The 17,641-nt window shown below is 71.1% G+C and carries 12 protein-coding genes; 6 read left to right on the forward strand and 6 right to left on the reverse strand.

The annotated features are described in order from the left end of the window. Positions 1-587: 587 nt before the first annotated feature. Positions 588-2,465 carry an NAD-binding protein gene (locus tag ACYUED_RS24390; protein WP_491294407.1) on the reverse strand — a complete coding sequence of 626 codons (1,878 nt, stop codon included), beginning with the start codon at positions 2,463-2,465 and terminating at the stop codon, positions 588-590. Positions 2,466-2,876: 411 nt separating this feature from the next. Between ACYUED_RS24390 and ACYUED_RS24395 the strand changes: the two genes are divergently transcribed. Then, entirely contained in the window at positions 2,877-3,800 is a 924-nt protein-coding gene (locus ACYUED_RS24395; protein WP_491294408.1) for a permease, read from the forward strand. Beyond that, positions 3,797-4,531, forward strand: a complete 735-nt coding sequence (locus tag ACYUED_RS24400; RefSeq protein ID WP_491284998.1) for a TIGR03943 family putative permease subunit — start codon at positions 3,797-3,799, stop codon at positions 4,529-4,531. Before ACYUED_RS24395 ends, ACYUED_RS24400 begins: the two co-directional genes overlap by 4 nt. Here ACYUED_RS24400 and ACYUED_RS24405 read toward each other — a convergent pair. Next, positions 4,470-4,991, reverse strand: coding sequence for a hypothetical protein (locus ACYUED_RS24405; RefSeq protein ID WP_491285000.1), 522 nt, complete (start codon positions 4,989-4,991; stop codon positions 4,470-4,472). The two genes, ACYUED_RS24400 and ACYUED_RS24405, sit on opposite strands and share 62 nt — an antisense overlap. Positions 4,992-5,069: 78 nt before the next feature. Between ACYUED_RS24405 and ACYUED_RS24410 the strand changes: the two genes are divergently transcribed. Both ACYUED_RS24410 and ACYUED_RS24415 read left to right on the forward strand, forming a co-directional pair. Then, positions 5,070-5,549: a hypothetical protein gene (locus ACYUED_RS24410; RefSeq protein WP_491285002.1), complete on the forward strand. Its 480-nt coding sequence runs from the start codon at positions 5,070-5,072 to the stop codon at positions 5,547-5,549. A gap of 64 nt (positions 5,550-5,613) precedes the next feature. Beyond that, the gene (locus ACYUED_RS24415) at positions 5,614-6,438 is read left to right on the forward strand and encodes a glycosyltransferase family 2 protein (protein WP_491285004.1); all 825 of its coding nucleotides are present in this window, start codon (positions 5,614-5,616) and stop codon (positions 6,436-6,438) included. A gap of 229 nt (positions 6,439-6,667) precedes the next feature. Here ACYUED_RS24415 and ACYUED_RS24420 read toward each other — a convergent pair whose 3' ends face one another. Beyond that, positions 6,668-10,732: an nSTAND1 domain-containing NTPase gene (locus ACYUED_RS24420; RefSeq protein WP_491285006.1), complete on the reverse strand. Its 4,065-nt coding sequence runs from the start codon at positions 10,730-10,732 to the stop codon at positions 6,668-6,670. A gap of 1,029 nt (positions 10,733-11,761) precedes the next feature. Here ACYUED_RS24420 and ACYUED_RS24425 point away from each other — a divergent pair. Further along, entirely contained in the window at positions 11,762-13,663 is a 1,902-nt protein-coding gene (locus tag ACYUED_RS24425; RefSeq protein WP_491285008.1) for a trypsin-like serine peptidase, read from the forward strand. A 29-nt stretch (positions 13,664-13,692) separates the two neighbouring features. Then, positions 13,693-14,238: a hypothetical protein gene (locus tag ACYUED_RS24430; protein WP_491285009.1), complete on the forward strand. Its 546-nt coding sequence runs from the start codon at positions 13,693-13,695 to the stop codon at positions 14,236-14,238. A gap of 167 nt (positions 14,239-14,405) precedes the next feature. Here ACYUED_RS24430 and ACYUED_RS24435 read toward each other — a convergent pair whose 3' ends face one another. From ACYUED_RS24435 to ACYUED_RS24445, 3 genes are all read right to left on the reverse strand, one after another. Next, positions 14,406-15,212, reverse strand: a complete 807-nt coding sequence (locus ACYUED_RS24435) for a DUF2637 domain-containing protein (protein ID WP_491285010.1) — start codon at positions 15,210-15,212, stop codon at positions 14,406-14,408. Between the two features lie 306 nt (positions 15,213-15,518). After that, positions 15,519-15,689 carry a hypothetical protein gene (locus tag ACYUED_RS24440; protein WP_491285012.1) on the reverse strand — a complete coding sequence of 57 codons (171 nt, stop codon included), beginning with the start codon at positions 15,687-15,689 and terminating at the stop codon, positions 15,519-15,521. A 281-nt stretch (positions 15,690-15,970) separates the two neighbouring features. After that, a complete protein-coding gene (locus tag ACYUED_RS24445; protein WP_491285014.1) occupies positions 15,971-17,539 on the reverse strand; it encodes an alpha-L-arabinofuranosidase B in 1,569 nt (522 codons plus the stop codon). Positions 17,540-17,641: the final 102 nt, after the last annotated feature.

Genomic DNA, 17,641 nt, shown 5'->3' on the forward strand with positions numbered 1-17,641 from the left:
ACCGCTCACGCCCGGCACCGGGCACCGCTCACGCCTGGCACCGGGCATCGCTCACGCTCCGGCACCGGGCATCGCTCACGCTCCGGCACCGGGCATCGCTCACGCTCCGGCACCGGGCATCGCTCACGCTCCGGCACCGGGCATCGCTCACGCTCCGGCACCGGGCATCGCTCACGCTCCGGCACCGGGCATCGCTCACGCTTCGGCACCGGGCATCGCTCACGCTTCGGCACCGGGCATCGCTCACGCTTCGGCACCGGGCATCGCTCACGCTTCGGCACCGGGCATCGCTCACGCTTCGGCACCGGGCATCGCTCACGCTTCGGCACCGGGCATCGCTCACGCTTCGGCACCGGGCATCGCTCACGCTTCGGCACCGGGCCCGGGACGAGGCGGTTCGGGCATCGCTCACGCTCCGGCACCGGGCATCGCTCACGCTTCGGCACCGGGCATCGCTCACGCTTCGGCACCGGGCACCGCTCACGCTTCGGCACCGGCACCGGGGCGAGGCGGTTCGGGACGAGGCGCCCCCGGAGAAGGCGGCAATACCAACCCGGCACTGGGCCCGCCCCGGCACCGGGCACCGCTCATGCCCCGGTCCGCTCCCGGGGGCGCCTGCCCAGCAACTCCGCCAGCCCCCGCCGGGTAGCGGCCAGCACCACCCGGTCCGAGCTCCGCAGGACATACGAGTCGGGGAGGTCCCACACCAACCCGGAACCCCCGGCCGACCGCACATCCTCGTACGCCTCCTCGGCCGCCGGTTCCTCCCGGCGGCCGCCGGAGACCCCCGTGTCGAGGGCGAGCACCCGCCACGCCCCCGCCCGGAACGCCTCCGCGACCGTCTTGCCCTCCAGCGGCGGATGCCCACCCACGTCCACGGCGGCGAACAGCAGCACCCGCCGCTCCACCGGAATCGCTCCCAGGATCTGCCGCCCCATCATCGCCCCGGCGAAGGCGGGTGCCGCCAGGTGGGACACGCTGCGGCTCCGGGTGGACGCCCGTGGATGGGCGGCCCGCAGCGTCCGGTAGACGGCGGTCGCGAAGTCGTCGTCGTACAGCCGCAGCACGACCCGTAGATCCGGCCGCACGGACCGTGCGTACAGCGCGGCCTCCAGGTTGGTGGTGTCCGCGCTGGTCACCGCGAGCAGCGCGTGCGCGCGGTGGATCTTGGCGGCCTCCAGGACGCCCTCCTGGGTGACGTCCCCGAGCACCACGGGCACCCGCAGCCGCCGCGCCGTGGCCAGTCCCCGCGCGTCGGGGTCGGACTCGACGCACACCACGGGGATGTTCAGCTCCCGCAGCCGGGTCAGCACCCGCGTACCGATCTTGCCGAGCCCGAGGAGGACCACATGACCGCCCAGCCCCCGCGGCGGCTTCCGCAGCGCGGACGCGGTCCGGAAGGTGCCGAGCGCCTCCAGCACCGCGGCCAGCAGCACCGGCAGCAGCAGCAATCCGGTGAGTCCGGAGAGGAGTTGCAGGATCTGCCGCCCGACGGACGCGCCGATGGCGGGATCGTCGATGGCGAAGAGATCGAGCAGCGTCAGATAGAAGGCGCTCAGCGGATGCATCCCCGTCACCAGCCACAACGCCACCGCGAGCGCGACCACGCACCCCACCATGCCCGCCAGCGACCACCGCAGCCGCCGCGAGAACAGCGAGGAGAACGCCACGGCCCCGCGGGCCGGGGGAAGTTGGGGTCCGGCGTAGGACACCTGCTCCAGTACGACGGTCCCGCGGCCGGTCGCGGCGCGGACCGCCGCCGCGTCGGGCAGCAGCTCCGGGCCCTGCTCCTCGCTGTGCTCGGCGCCTTCCGCGGACAGCAGCGCCAGCGTGGCCAGGCCGGGTTCGGCCACCTGCCCGGCCCGCGGCGTCCGTTCCACCGCCCGCAGCAGCAGCCCGTCGGTCTGGACGACCTTGCTGGTGCCGGCGACGGCGGTGGCGGCCAGCGCGGGCGCGGCCGTGTCGGCGTCGGACAGCACGGTGGTGGAGGCGTCGCCGCCGGAGGACTCGCCGTCTCCGGTCGCCAACGCGGCCGCCTGGTCGAGGAGTTCCTCGATGTGCTGGCCGAGCCGCCGGTTGTACAGCCGCAGGACCAGCCGCAGCCGGGGGTTGAGCCGACGGGCGGTGAGGGCGGCGCGGATGTTGGTCTCGTCGTCGTCGTACACGAGCGCCAGTGCGGTGGCCCGCGCCACTCCCGCCGCGCCGAGCGCCTCCTCGGTCGCCTCGGCGGCCTCCAGCACCTGGGCGCTTCCCACGGGTTCGGCGGCGGCGCCGTTCGCCCGGTTGACGGTCGCGTTCACCACGCGGTCGAGCAGCGCCGCCGTCGTCGCCCGCGCGCGTCCGACCACCGGGGGCCGTACACCGCGGTCGGCGGGCGGTACGACGAGCGTGACCTGTTCGCCGTACACACCCCGGAGTTCGGCGGCCAATCGATGCGCCAGTCCGTCGTCGCCGCACACCACCATGTGCGCGGACCCGTCACCGCCCGGCTGACTTTGATTCGGAACGCTCGCCACGAAGGAGAAGACTGCCTCACCGGGAGGATAGGTTCCACCAACAACCGAAGGGAGTCACTGAACGATCGCCCCTTCTCCACCGTATTGAGGGGGAGGGAGCCAGCGCCCCGCCGCACCACCGGAGGTACCTCGCCCGTGGCCATCACCAAAGCAGCCCCTACGGGGGCGGACGGCCATGAGCCGTTGGGCCACGCACCGGAGCCCGGGAAGCCGGGGCAGAAGAACACGGCAGAAAAGCCCGCGAAGCTCGAAAAGCCCGAGACAGCGGGGTATCCCGAGCCAGCGGGGGAGCCCGAGAAGGCAGGGAAGCCGGAGGCGCAGGCGGCCGACGGGGGGCGCGAATCGAAGTCGCCGCTCGTCCTGACCATGCTGCTGCTCGTGCTGGTGCTGCTGCAGGGCCCGATCCGCAGCGCGCTGTCCGCACCCGTCATGCAGAGCTGGATGACGGTGTTCGTGGCCGTGCTCGTACAGGCGTTGCCCTTTCTCGTCCTCGGTGTGCTGCTCTCGGCGGCGATCGCCGTGTTCGTCCCGGCGTCGTTCTTCGCCCGCGCGCTGCCGAAGCGGCCCGCGCTGGCGGTTCCGGTCGCCGGGCTGGCGGGCGCGGTGCTGCCGGGCTGCGAGTGCGCGTCGGTGCCGGTGGCGGGCGCGCTCGTGCGCCGGGGCGTCACCCCGGCCGCCGCCCTCGCCTTCCTCCTCTCCGCCCCGGCGATCAACCCGATCGTGCTGACGGCGACCGCGGTCGCGTTCCCGCGCAACCCGGAGATGGTCCTCGCCCGGTTCGTCGGCAGCCTGCTGGTGGCGTGCGTGATGGGCTGGCTGTGGCAACGCCTCGGCCGCACCGACTGGCTGCGCCCGCCGGAGCGCCCGCACTACGAGGGCCGGAGCAAGGGCGCCGCCTTCTGGGGCTCGGTCCGGCACGACGTGATGCACGCGGGCGGCTTCCTGGTCATCGGCGCGATGGCCGCCGCGACGCTCAAGGCCGTCGCCCCGGCGAGCTGGCTGCGCACGGCGGCGGACAACCCGCTGGTGGCGATCCTGGCATTGGCCGTCCTCGCCGTACTCCTGTCCATCTGTTCGGAGGCGGACGCGTTCGTGGCGGCGTCGCTCACCGAGTTCTCGCTCACGGCCAAGCTGGCGTTCCTGGTCGTCGGCCCGATGATCGACCTGAAGCTGTTCGCGATGCAGGCGGGCACGTTCGGCCGCGGCTTCGCCCTGCGCTTCGCCCCCGCCACCTTCGCCCTCGCGATCGCGGGTGCCGTCCTGACCGGATCGGTGCTCCTGTGAACCGCCAGGCACAGGCCGCGGTCCTGTTCCTCATCGGTGCGGCCCTGCTGCACGCGGGCTTCACCAACCTGTACCTGCGCTACGTCAAGGCGGGCCTGCAGCCGCTGTTGCTGCTGTCGGGCGGGGTGCTGATCGCGGCGGCGCTGGCGACGGTCTGGTACGAGTGGCGGGAGCGGAAGGACACGGGAGGCGCCGACCCGGAGGACGGGCACGGTCACGTCCACCGTGAACCCCGTGTCTCCTGGCTCCTCGTCCTCCCCCTCCTCGCCCTCATCCTGGTCGCCCCGCCGGCCCTCGGCTCGTACAGCGCGATGCGCACCGGTACGGCGCTGCAGCAGCCGTACGGCTACGACAAGCTGCCCGCCACCGGCCCGCTCCACCTCAACGTGGTCGACTACGCGACCCGCGCGGTCTACGACCACGGCCGCTCGATAGCGGGCCGCCCGATCGAGATCACGGGCTTCGTCGCCTTGGACAAGGCCGGCCACCCCTACCTGGTCCGCATGGCCCTCAACTGCTGTGCGGCGGACGCCCAGCCGGTGAAGATCGCCCTGACCGGCACGATCCCCCCGGTGCTGCAACCGGACAAGTGGCTGGAAGTGACCGGGACGTACACCGCCAGGCGGACCAAGGACCCCGTCAACAACGGCCCGATCCCCTATCTCCAGGTCACGGCGGCGATACCGGTGGCGACGCCGAAGGATCCGTACGACGAGTCGTGGAACAACTGACGACCGTCCACCCGGCCTCGCGCGCCGCGGCGACAGCAAGCTCCTCGGCGTCGTCGGGGGCGGAGTTCAGGGACGGGTCCCTGCCCGGCGCCGATCCGCCGGCCGCGACCGCGGCGGCCTGAGAGGCGGTGAGGGCGGCTCGCAACGCCCGGAGTGCGGCCTCGCTGCCGTCGACCGAGTGGGCCACCTGTGCGGCAAGTGCGGCCGCGGCGGCGGCGTTCCGCGCACAGTGGGCGTCGGCCGCGGGGTCGGGTGCGGCGTCGGGTGGGCTCGCGGAGAGCGCGTCGAGGGACCGGGCGGACAGGCGCGGGGCGCCCGCGGCCCGCCCGGTGGGAGTCCTCGGCACGAGTTCGGCGGTGGACTTGTCCACCCCGGCGTGTCCGCACGCGGCCACGGCTCGGTCGTGCGCACTCCGCGCGCGAGCGGCGTGGCTCGTCTCCAGCTCCTTGCATCCATGCATCCCTGGATATCTGACTGGTCGTCAGTTATCGTCCCCCTGCCGCGCAGCTTCCGGAAGGGTCATGAAGGGGTGAACGCAGTGGAGACGACGACACGTCCCCGAAGTCCGCAGCCGACCGGGACGCCACGCTGGGTCGCGCAGTTCTACCAGACCTCCTCGGCGTCCTGGCAGGTGTGCGCCGAGTCGCCCCACCGCGCCCCCGTGCAGTACGCGCTCGGCGAGATGGCCCACACCGTGCGGGCACGCGGCGGCGACCTCGCGGTCGGTCTGTGGGGCCCGAAGGGCGGTGCGTGGCAGCGCTACGACGTGTCGACCGCGGCCCCCGCCGATACGGCACCGCAGGCGCCGTCCGTCGCTCCTGGGGAACCGAGCGGACTCACGGAACGCATGAACAGTCGCCGGCAGCAGGTGCTCCTGGCCGGGCTGAGCAAGGCAGGTGTCTACGACCTCGCGCCGGACGACCTGACCGCCGTACAGGAGATCGTCGACCACCTCGACGAGACCACGGTACGCAGGATCGCTCACTGGCTCGCCGCCGCCGCCGGCGGCAGCCGCTAGCATCCGCGGGCCGCCCGCCCGGCCCTGCCGGAACCTGTTCGCGATCACTTCGTAAGCTTTCGCCATGAGTCCCGGAGAGGCCCGCAAGAACAAGATCGTCTCGGTTGTCACGCCGGTGCACGGAGAGGGCGTGAGGTTCCTCCCGGAGGCATACGCCTCCCTTCGCTCCCAGGACCTTCCTGACGGCTGGTCATGGGAGTGGTGTGTGCAGGAGGACGGAGACGACGTGCAGAGCTCCGCGCATCTTCCGGCGGACGATCCGCGCATCCGGATCTCGGCATCCCGGCGTGGCGGCCCGCACGTGGCGCGGACCTTGGCGTTCGCCCGGTCGACGGGGGTCTACGTGCGGAACCTGGACGCCGACGACCAGCTCACCGCCGGAGCTCTCGCGCGCGACATCGCCGTGTTGGAGGAGCACCCAGCGGTGGGCTGGACCACGTCCCGGGTGCTCGACCTCCTCGATGACGGCAGCACCGTCTCCTTCGACGGCGATCCGGAACCCGGCCGGCTCCCGAGAGGGAGCGCGTACGCGTTCTGGGCCGAGCATCGCCGGCCCGGGATCCACCCCGCCACGCTGTGTGTGCGGCGCCCTCTGCTGGCGCTGCTCGGCGGGTGGATGGCCCTGCCGGCCTCCGGTGACACGGGACTTCTGCTCGGACTCGACGCTCTGGCGGACGGATGGTTCACCGGCGACACCGGCCTCATGTACCGCAAGCACCCGGGGCAGATCACCACGCACCCGAACCACCGGGCCGGGGCGGAATGGGAAGCCCGGATGTCGTTGATCCAGGAGCACGCCAAGGCCCTGCACGCCTGGGCCGGCCTCGCGGTCGAGCCGGAGGCCGAGGCGCTCGTCACCGCCCTCCGCGAACTCCGCGGCGGCCGGTGATCCACCGGAGACACGGGCGCTGCGGGACATGCGAAGGCCCGACCGCTGGCGACGGGGGATGCACCAGCGATCGGGCTGTGGCCCAGCCTAACAAGGCCGCAGCCGCCGCGGGAGCCGAAGGCCCGGCCGCGGCCCGCGGTTGTGGCTGAGATCATGTGGTCTGCATCGGTCAACTCGCAGGTGGCGCACCGCAGTTGGTGATTCCGGCCATCCTCGAACACGGTGCGTTCTACCGGCCGCACGGAGGTTTGTACGAGAGCCGCGGCAGATATTCGTGCCACTTCTCCGGCGTCAGGACGCCCCGCGTGGTCGAGCAGATGTGCCGGATGGCGTCGTCGGGGTCCAGCTTCCACAGCCGGACCGTGTCGGAGCCGCTGGAGACTCCGAGCATGTGGCTCGTGGGACTGAACGACAGGAAGTTGCCGGTCTTGGCGTTGGGGCTCATCGACTGACCGATCGGGGCGGCCGCGGAGGGGTCGGCGACGTTCCACAGGCGGACCGTGTTGTCGTTGCCGCCGCTGGCCAGGGTGTGGCCGTCCTGGCTGAAGGTGAGCGACGCGACCGCTTCGGTGTGGCCGGTCAGTGGCCTGCTCAGACCGGTCGCCCTGACGGGGTCGGCGACGTTCCACAGGCGGACCGTGTCGTCGTCGCTGCCGCTGGCCAGCGTGTGGCCGTCCCGGCTGTAGGCGAGCGAGTTGACCGGGCCCGCGTGACCCGTGAGAGGTGTGCCGACGGGAGTGGTGCGGCGTGGGTCGGTGATGTCCCAGAGCCGGATGGTGCCGTCCGCGCTGCCGCTCGCGAACGTGTGCCCGTCCGGGCTGAACGCGAGGGCGTTGATATAGCCCTTGTGGCCGGCGAGCGGCGCGCCGTACGGCACGACGTGCGACGGGTCGCTGACGTTCCACAGCCGGAGCGCGCGGTCGGTGTACGCGGTCGCGAGCGTCAGCCCGTCCTGGCTGAACGCCAGCGCGTCCGGCCCCATGAACCGGGTCTGCAGAACGATGGGCGGGCCGTAGGGGACCGGATTCGCCGGGTCGCTGACATTCCACAGATACACCGCGCGGCTCGCCGTCAGCACGGCGAGGGTGTGGCCGTCGGGGGAGAACGTCAGCGCCCCGTCACTACCGCTCCCGGGCTTGAACGGCTTGTTCAGCGCCCTGGGCCGGCCGGGATGCCGTACGTCCCACAGCCGGACCCGCCCGTCGCTCGCGGTCGTGGCGAGCACCCGCCCGTCCGGGCGGAAAGCTCCGCTGCGGCCGACCATGTCGGCCGTCGGCACCGACCACAGACGGACCTTGCTGTCGCCGCTGCCGGTGGCCAGGGTGCGGCCGTCGGGGCTGAAGCCGACCGCGTACATCTCGCCGCTGCTTCCCGCGAGCGGCTCGCCGACCTGCGAGGGATAGGCCGGATCGCTGACGTTCCACAGACTCGCCGTGCTGTCCGCGCTGCCCGCGGCGAGCATGCCCCCGTCGGGGCTGAAGGCCACGGACCACACGGGACCGGTGTGGCCGGTGAGCGGCGCGCCGAGCCGCCCTGCGCGCCGCGGATCGGTGACGTCCCAGAGCCGGATGGTGTCGTCCGCGCTGCCACTGGCGAGGGTGTGCCCGTCCGGGCTGAAGGCCAGCGAGTGCACCGTGTCCGTGTGGCCCTTCAGCACGGTGTCGATCGGCTTCGTACGGTGTGGATCGGCCGTGTTCCACAGCCGGATCGTGTCGTCGTCGCTCCCGGCCGCCAGCAGGTGCCCGTCGGGGCTGAACGCCACCGAGCGCACGGCGGCCGTGTGACCGGTGAGGGCGCCGAGCGACGTGGGACGGCTCGTGCTCATGTCCCACAGACGTACGGTGTGGTCCTCGCCGGCGGAGGCCAGGGTCCGTCCGTCCGGGCTGAAGGCGAGCAGGTAGATCGTGCCGGTGTGGCCGGTCAGGGGCGTACCGAGTGACTTGGGGTGCCCGGGATCCCGTACGTCCCACAGCCGGATGGTGCCGTCGTCGCCGGTGCTGGCGAGGGTGCTGCCGTCCGGGCTGAAGACGGCCGTGCTCACCCAGCTCGTGTGGCCGGTGAGCGGCTTGCCCAGCGGTTTCGGGTGCGAGCGGTCGCTGACGTCCCACAGGCGGACCGTCCGGTCGTAGCTGGCGGTGGCCAGGACCTTGCCGTTCGGACTGAACGAGGTGAGGTAGACGGCGCCGGTGTGGCCGAGCAGCGGTGTGGCCAGCGGCGCGTTCACGATCGAGATCAGCCGGTTGTCGGTGGCCGCGTCATCCGGTCGCAGGTCATGGGCCACCAGGTCGAGTTGGGCGGAGAGCGAGGGGTCGGTGTACTGGACGCGGTCGGCCTCCGCGACCACCTGCTCGAACACCGCGTCGTTGCGCTGCTGCCACGCGAGCACCGCCGCGCCGACGGCCAGCATCGACAGCACCACCAGCGCGGACACCGCGCCGCGCCGCATCACGAGCGTCCGCCTTCGCAGCCGTACCGCAGCGGCCAGGAACTCCACCGCGCTGCGGGTCAGGAAGGTGTCACCGGCCGACTTCGCCCAGCTGCGGGCCTGCTCCAGACGGGAACCCCGGTACAGCAGCGACGAGTCACGGTCCGAGCCCTCCCAGGCCCGGCCGTCCTCCTCCAACTGCTGGCGCAGCAGATGGTCGTTGCGGTCCTCGTCGATCCAGTCGCGCAGCCGCGGCCAGGCATGCAGCAGGGCCTCGTGAGTGATCTCCACGGTCTCCGCGTCGAGCGTCACCAGCCGGGCGCGGACCAGCGCCTCCAGCGACTCCTCCGTCTTGCCGGGATCCGTCGACTCCTCCGCCAGCTGTCGCCGTGTGCCTCGCCGACGGGTGGCCTGGGTGTCCTCGCCCAGCCGGACCAGCCGCAGCAGCAGCAGCCTGGCGGCCGTACGGGCCGGCGCATCGAGACTCGACCAGGCCCGCTCGGCGGTCGCGGCCACCGCACCCTGGATCCCGCCGGCGGCCCGGTAGCCGGCCAGCGTCAGCCGCCCGGCCTTCCGCCGCTGCCAGGTGGCGAGGAGCGCGTGGGAGAGCAGCGGCAGCACACCGGCGTCGTGCGTACCGCGGGGCCCGTCGGTGCTGACCTCCCGGACGATCAGCTCCGCGAGGCCCGGTTCGAGCTCCAGCCCCACGGCCTTCGCCGGCCCGGTCACCGCGTCGCGCAGCTCCGCCGTGCTCAACGGCCCGAGCACCATGTGCCGGTGCTGCAGCGCGTCGGCCAGCTCGGGATACCTCAGGCACTGCTCGTAGAAGTCGGCGCGGATGCCGAGGACCACGAGCACGGGCGCCGGCTCGTCCGGTCCCGCGGGCGAGCACGCGGCGTGCAGGATCTGCACGAACGCACGCCGGCTCGCCTCGTCGGCACAGAGGGTGAAGGCCTCCTCGAACTGGTCCACGATGACGACGGGCCGCTCCGCGGAGGGCGTCTCGCGCCGGGCCCACGTGGCGACGGCACCCCGGACGGCGCGCGCGAACTGTGGAGTACCAGGCGCTCCTTCCCCTGCGTGCTTTGCTCCCGCGTGCTTTGCTCCCGAGTCCTCCGTCGCCATGTCCCCGGCCGTGGGCACGACACGGACGAGGGGGACGAGTTCGGGGATCCGCCGCGTCAGCTCCCCGACGGGATCGACGCCCGGCACGAGCTGCACCACGCCCCTCGGCCGGCTGTCGTCGTCGCTGAGCGCGCCGGTGTGCACGGCGGTCACCAGACCCGCGTTCAGCAGGGAGGACTTGCCCGCCCCCGAGGCGCCGACGAGCATGACCAGCCCGCCCGTCCTCTCCGCCGCCCGGAGCTGGTCGACGAGGGCGCCCGTGCTGCGCTCCCGGCCGAAGAACCAGCGGGAGTCCTCCTGCCGATAGGAGGCCAGCCCCCGGTACGGGCACACGCCGGGGGCGGTCGGTGCCTCGTCCGAGGATCGCTCCTCCACGTCCGCGGCCGCCGCCGGACGGTCACCGGCGGGGTCGGCCACGGCGCGCTCCCACAGCCGCTGCCACTGGCCCATGTCGTACAGCCCGGCGGACACCGGCGTCGGCCGCGAACGCCGGGCCTGGGGTATCAGCACGTGCAGCACCGAGGCGAGCGCGGCGAACTGCGCGGGCACGTTCTTGGCCCGCCGCCAATCACTGATCCGCTGGGCGGACACCCGTACGGGCCGCCCCCGCTCGTCCACCCGCTGAAGCTGCACGACCGCCTCGGCCACGCGCGCGAGGGGAGGGTTGCCGGCTTCCTTGTACAGCAGCGCGAGCCGCTCCGCGAAGGCGGTACGCGCCCCTGAAGGGGAACTCAAGGCCCCCACCCCTTACTTCCCCCGCGCTTGGACCTCCGGATGGACATCCGGACCGGAAAACTCACTTTATACGGCTGACCTGGGAATTAAGTCTCCGGACCGGACCCGGAATCTCCTCACCGGCAGCCACGGCTGGCAGGATCACGATGCAGGGCGAACCGCCGCGCACCGTCAGTGCGGGCCGTCAGCGCAGGCCGTCAGCTCAGCGCCCGTGGAAACAGTCCATGACGACGAACGTTCTCGGTCAGCTTCCACAGGATCCATGAGACGGCGGTGCCGGTCTCATCGCCTGAGCCCGACAGCCCGCCCGCAACGTTCGGCACCGGTCCCCACGAGGGGAGGGACCGGAGCCGAACCATGCGGGGCACGGGACGGGAACCGGCGGGGGTGCGGGGGCGGGGGCCCTGGGCAGGAGGACGGGGCAGGATCAGGCGCCGGTGCCCGCCCGGGAGCCGGTCGTCTTCGGGGAACCTTCTCGTCCGGCTCGGGCGCACCTGCCCGGTGCCGGCGCGATCTTCACAGGACTTCCCGATACGGGTTCGGGGTCCGAGCCTGGCCGCTGTCTGCCGGAGCCGCCCACGACGAGGGTCCTCCTCCCGCCGGGCGCGCCCGGGTCCCCGCCCCGTGTGTTCGGCTGTGTTTGCCACTCGAAACGTTCTGCCCGAGTCGCCGTCGGGTCAGCCGTCCTCGGGACGGGGGCACGCAGATGCGCCCGCTCCTCCAACTCCCCCAACTCCTCTGCAACTCACTCCGCAACTCACCCCGCAGAGATGACAGGGCACGGCCCGCATCTGTGACAGCCGGTGGTGGGGCCCGCGCGCCAGGCCGCACCCCCGCATGAGCCGGGCGGTCACCCGGAAGATAGATTCCCCATCCAGCCTTGGTCAGGCTTCCGGCCTCGTCGCGGTGCGCGCGCGGGGACGGGTCCGGTGCCCGCCCACCCGCCCGTGTCCCCGTCACGGGAGAAGGTGCCGGCCGCACCCGGCCGGCGCTTCCCGCCGCCCCCAGACCGCAGACGTGTTCACAGATGAGGAAGCCGTGCAACTACCCACCCGTGGTGACACGTTCCGTATATGTGCCGCGATAGCGGCCTCCACGCTCGTCCTCGCGGCGGCGTCTCCCGCCTCCGCGCACACCCCGCGTTCCCACACCGACGCCCGTACGGTGCCGACCGTGTCCAGCCCCGTCAGCGCGTCCCCCGCCCCCACCACAACCGCCCCCACCACCACCGCGCACGACGCGGGCCCGGGGGAAGCATGGACGAGTGCGGCGGCCGAGAAGTTCTGGACCCCCCAGCGGATGGCCCGGGCCACCCCGGACAGCCCCCGCGGCGGGGCCCCGGCCGGCTGGAAACCCGCCTCCACCGTGAACGGGGCGGCTGCGGCGAGGAACGGCCACTACTTCGCAGGTGTCCCCACGGTGGGAACGTTCTTCCACTACGTGACAGACCCGGCCACCGACAAGCTCATGGGACGTTTCTGCTCCGCGAGCGTCGTTGACAGCCCGCAGGGCAACGTCATCCTGACCGCCGCGCACTGCTCAGGCGGCTCCAAGGGCATGTTCGTGCCCCGCTACGACGGCGCCGCGACGAACCCCGCCCCCTACGGCCGGTTCGCGGTGCAGCGGTGGATCCGGGACGCACGCTGGTACCAGGCCGACGGCCATCCCACCCGCGATGCCTACTCCGACTTCGACTACGCGTTCGCCCGGGTCGCCGGCAACAAGCGACGGCAGAGTGTGCAGAAGGCCGTCGGTGCAGCGCTCAAGCTCGGCAGCGTGAACGGCCGGTACAAGCAGAACGTCACCGTCATCGGCTACCCCGGAAGCCACAACCCGAAGAACCGGCCCTTCGTCTGCGCCGGTGTCGGCACCCGCCAGTTGCCCGGCTACCACCAGATGCGCATGGACTGCGGCGGCTTCTACGGGGGCACCTCCGGAAGCCCCTGGATCACCGGCCTGAACGAGAGGACCGGCAGCGGAACCGTCATCGGCGACCTCGGCGGCTACTACGGCGGCGGCCTGGAGAACAACAGCGACCGCATCTCGTTCGCCGCCACCTACGACCAGCGGGCCTTCGAGATCTACGACGCCGCGAAGAGGAACACCACTCCCCGTCAGTACCCGCGCGGCTACAGCATGTACCCCACCGGCGGAGGCGTGTGGCAGCACGCCATGAAGACCGCCTCCGGTGACTACACCGGCGACGGCAGGACCGACATGATCGCCATCTGGTCGGACGGCGAAGTCACCCTCTACACCGGAGACGGCAACGGCGGCTTCTCCGGCGAACGCCGGATCGCGAAGTCCTCGACCTGGACCCACGCCAGGACCATCGCCGGCGGAGACTTCAACGGCAGCAACGCCTCCGACCTCATGGTGGTCTGGTCGGACGGCGAAGTCACCCTCTACACCGGAGACGGCAACGGCGGCTTCGCCAACGAAACCCAGATGGCCAAGCCCGGGGGCACCTGGAAGGACGCCATCCAGATCACCGCCGGCCGCTACAGCCCCAACCAGTGGACCGACGACCTGATGGTCCGCTGGGGCGACGGTGAAACCACCCTCTACACCGATGTCGACAGCCGCGGATTCCTCCACGAGAACAAGCTGGAGCCCCCTAACGACACCTGGCGCCACGCCACCATCCTCGCCGCGGGAAACTTCACCGGAGGCGCCAACTGGGACGTCATCGTCCGCTGGTCCGACGGCGAACTCACCCTCTACCGTGACTCCTCCGCCTCCGGCGTGGGAACGGAGATCAAGCTGAGGTCCTCTAACAAGCTGTGGACCCACGCCACCGTCATGACCGCCGGCGCCTACACACCGGGGGACCCCAACGACCTGCTCGTGCGCTGGTCCGACGGCGAGACCACCCTCTACACCGACACCACGACGACCCTCGGCCGCGAACACGTACTCGTCCCGCCGAAGGCCAGCTGATCACCGTCCAGGAAGGCGAGGCAGCACCGATGTACCTGCGCGTAGCCGGCATCGTCCTCACCGCAACCGCCCTAGGTCTGGCAACTGCCCCCGGCGCCCACGCCGCCGATGATCCGGGTCTCGCCGTCAGCATCGCCTCCGCAGACAGCGACAGCACCCCCGACGGGCTCCTCCGGCCGGGCGCGCCGGTCGAGGTCACCTCAGGCGTTGACCTGACGTCCCTGGCCGTTGGTGACAACGGCAGCTTCACCGTGACCTCTGCGGCGTTCGCGCACCCCGTCAAGGTGACCATGCAGAAGAACAGCTACGGCCAGGGCGAAGGCGCGATCCGTTGCGGCATCAAGCCGGGCAGCTATCCCGTCGACATCGCCGGACACCACGAAGGATCCGGGCTCACCGCGAAGCAGACGCATACGACCATCACCATCGCCGCGGGCGGCTCGTACTGCGATCAGGCATCCGGATCGTCCGCGAAGAGCCCCACCACCCTCGCGGCCGTCGGCGGCGGCGTCGCCGTCCTGGCGGTCGGAGCATTCGCCGTCGCCCGGCACCGACGCAGCAAGACACAGTCCTGAGCCCCTTCCACAGGACAGGCGGACGACGAGGGAGGCCGGGTGTTCCGTTCGCACCTGGGGAACTTGCCGGGCGGCGGGGCGGAATCGATGCCGCGGATCAGCTCCCGCCGGCCGGGAACAAGCCAGTCATCGACGGGAAGTGCCGGTGAGCCGGCGAAAGCGCGAGGCTAACCGCTCTTGGCTTTCTGGGACTCCGGAGGTCTCCTGGCGGGGCGCTGTCGACGACGGGAGGTCCGCTGGCGCGGTGGGCGGGTCAGCGTGATCTGACGGACCAGTTGTTGGAAGCAGGCCAGGGAAGCGACAGCCGGCAGGGCGGCTGCGGCGACACTCGTGAACGTCCTCTCGGCCTCGGCCATGCAGAGGATCATCGCGAGGGAGGAAAACAGCAGAACGACGAACCAGGAGTGCACGGCACGTCGTTGGTGCAGGGCAGTCCGCAGGATGGACAGCGAGGCCACCATCCAGGGGCCGTAGATCAGAAGAGGCCACGCGTAGGCCGTGGCGCCTCGTGCACCCGGCGCGACGTGCTGCAGAGGTGAGTAGGCCACCATGCCACCGAAGACGCTCACCATCGACACGATGGCGGCCGCCAACGCGGCGATCACGAAGCTGAGAGTCTGCAGCCACGTGAAGCGCAGCTTGCGAGCACGCACCTTCCGATGCCCGGCAGAGAAGCGCCGGATGGGTGGCAACTCAGCAGTGAGCTGTACGAGGTTGTCCATCGCGTCGTCGGCGTCGGCGCCGGAGGACGGCTGGCTACGAGGGGGCCGGGCGGCAGCCCCCTGCTCTGCCGTCGCGACATCCTGCAAAAGGTGGGTGAGTTCCTCGACCGGGTCCCAGTTCTCTTGCGGGGCCGCCATCGAACGCAGCGTGTCGGAAGCGCCCCTGTGCCAATCGGTCGACTGTTCGTCGGCGTACGGGCCGGGATACCGACTTTGCGGAGCGAACCAATGATCCGGATAATCGTGATTCACGAAATCCACCCCCCGTCACGCGCGGGATGCGTGACAATCGGAACGCCCCTGGCTGTTCCATCGCCGGCTGAGTTCCTCCTGGGCCGTATCCAGCAGGGTCAGGAGGTCGCTGAGCAGCGGCTCAGTGACCCGCAGTTCGACCTTCGCGCCGTCTACGTGCAGGGTGCCGCTGGCATCGGGCGATGAGTACGCCGCGGCGGGCGTGAAGATGTATCGCCCTACCACCACAGCACGGGTCGCGGGAAGATTCTCCGCCGTCGCTCCGGAGTGGGGCGAGGGAAAGAGCCTTGCTTTCGTCATAGTCCGCTAACGCATGCCGCGCTTCTCCAGATGTGCGGCAAACGAGTGAGGCAATTTGGCGAAATTTTTAGAGAGGCATTCATAATTAGAGCCAACCGGGCGGCGTTCAATAGGTAAAGCGTCGAGCGGGTTGTCCTTTGAACTTTTTTCGGAAAGGAAGAACAGCTTGCCGCTCACGGATGGGGTCCGGCGGCATCAGGTGACTTCGGGCTCGGTCGTCGCGGCGTCGCGGCGTCGCTCAGTCGATCACGGTCGGCGACCGCGAGCGCCACATCGAGAAGGATCCTTCCGGGATCGTGCAGCGCACGGACCCCGGCGCCACGGCGAGTGGCTTCGGTCGGTCCTCTGTTTGGCCCCCGAGCACGACAGAGGGCCAATCGCGATCATGCGATTGGCCCTCTGACCAGCGTCGGGGTGGCGCTCAGATGCTGGAGGCGCTCAGAGACGCCGGTTGCTTGTCAGCCCCAGGGGGAGGCGGTGAGCCAGCTGGTGTCCTGGGCCCACGACTTCGTGTTGTCCCAGGTGTTGGTGCCGCCGTTGCTGGCGATGTAGGCCGTGAAGTTGTAGTGGCGGATGTACTTGGTCGGGAAGTTGACGGACTGGAAGGAGGTGCCGACGCCGCTGTTGCCTGTGGTGGGGCAGAAGGTGGCGTCCTGCGCGAAGGAGCTGCCGCCGTTGTCGAAGTTCAGGTTGAGCTGGTAGTTGGAGTGGTGCAGGTACTGGCCGGGGTTGTTGGCGGACTCGAAGGAGAGGCAGGAGGTCTTGGCCAGGCCGGCGCGGACGATCCAGGTGGCGTCTGCCTTGTCGGTGGCCGAGCTGGCCGAGTTGATGCTGGAGATGACGACCTTGGAGTCGGCGTCGTTGTGGCGGAGGTAGTGCGAGGTGCAGCAGGGCGCGGTGGTGGCCTGCAGGGAGATCCGGGAGCCGGGGGTCAGCGAGCCGGTGCTGGTGGAGCCGCTGTTGTAGCCGGCGGCGGTGATGTTGGCCTGTACGGCGTTCTCGGTGGCGTCCGAGGGGTAGCCGGAGGTCATGACGCCTTCGTAGAAGGTGCCTTGGCCGGTGTTGCTGTTGTCGCCGCCGATGCCGAGGATGATCGCGCCCTGCTTCTTCATCGGGTTATAGCCGCCGACGGTGGGGCGTATGCCGTTGTAGAAGGTGGACAGGCCGCCCGCCTGGGCGTCGCCGCCGCGGATGGCCCACTGGTTCGGGCCACCCTTGACGATGGCGGTCAGGAACCGGTTGTTGACGGTGGGGTCGCCCGCGTTGAGGCCGCGGTTGACCCCGGAGAACAGGCCGTTCTCCAGGTCGGCCATGACCCAGGGGCCGTTGCCGCTGCCGTGGCCCCAGCCCGTGCTGTTGCCGAAGTAGATGGCCTCCATGGTGCCGTTGCCGTCGTCATTGCCGGTCGTCTCGGCGTTGCCGTAGTCGAAGCAGCAGCCGCCGTTGAAGTGTGTGCCGTCGAAGATGGCGTACATGCCCTCGGGCTGGTCGCCGGTGGCGATGCCGTTGGTGTTGTTGTTGCGGTAGCCGGTGCCCGGGGCGACGTAGACGCCGTACGCCTTGTGTCCGCCGACGGTGACCGGGGCCTCGAAGGCGTTGGCCAGGTTGTCGTTCCCGCCCGCCGCCGGCCCGGGCCAGTGGCCCTTGAGCGCCTGGGTGAGGTTGTTGCCCTTGGGGGACTGGTCGTAGATGACGGTGATGACGCAGCTGGTGTTGGCGCAGAAGGAGTCCTGCGCGGCTGCGTTGGCGACACCTCCGGCGGTCAGCGGGCCGATGTTCAAGGTGGTGTTGTCGGAGGCGCGCTTGACCTGGTAGAGCGGGCCGTTGTACGCCCCGTACAGGGCGCGGGTGGTGCTGTGTGCGGCGACGCAGGGGGTGTTGCCCGCGGCGTAGATGTCGCACGGCCCCTGGGTGGCGGCCTGCGAGGTGGTGGCTGTGGCGGTGAGCAGGCCGGCGGCGAGCGCGGCGGTGGCACCCGCCGCGAGAAGCGCACGTCTGGCTCTGCGTATCCACGGTGACTCGATCATGAAGAACTCCTTCTCAGGGGGAGAGCGAGCGTCGACCAATCCCCGGTGTCCGGCGGTCCGGACGGCGCGGGTTGTCTCGACGCTCCGAGTCCGGTGCCGGTC

Source organism: Streptomyces sp. DF42 (genome assembly GCF_058267695.1).

Bases quoted from the DNA above. Each gene is read 5' to 3' on its own strand.
- ACYUED_RS24445 (WP_491285014.1), bottom strand. From the start codon at position 17,539: ATGATCGAGTCACCGTGGATACGCAGAGCCAGACGTGCGCTTCTCGCG.
- ACYUED_RS24405 (WP_491285000.1), bottom strand. From the start codon at position 4,991: ATGCATGGATGCAAGGAGCTGGAGACGAGCCACGCCGCTCGCGCGCGG.
- ACYUED_RS24390 (WP_491294407.1), bottom strand. From the start codon at position 2,465: ATGGTGGTGTGCGGCGACGACGGACTGGCGCATCGATTGGCCGCCGAA.
- ACYUED_RS24430 (WP_491285009.1), top strand. From the start codon at position 13,693: ATGTACCTGCGCGTAGCCGGCATCGTCCTCACCGCAACCGCCCTAGGT.
- ACYUED_RS24415 (WP_491285004.1), top strand. From the start codon at position 5,614: ATGAGTCCCGGAGAGGCCCGCAAGAACAAGATCGTCTCGGTTGTCACG.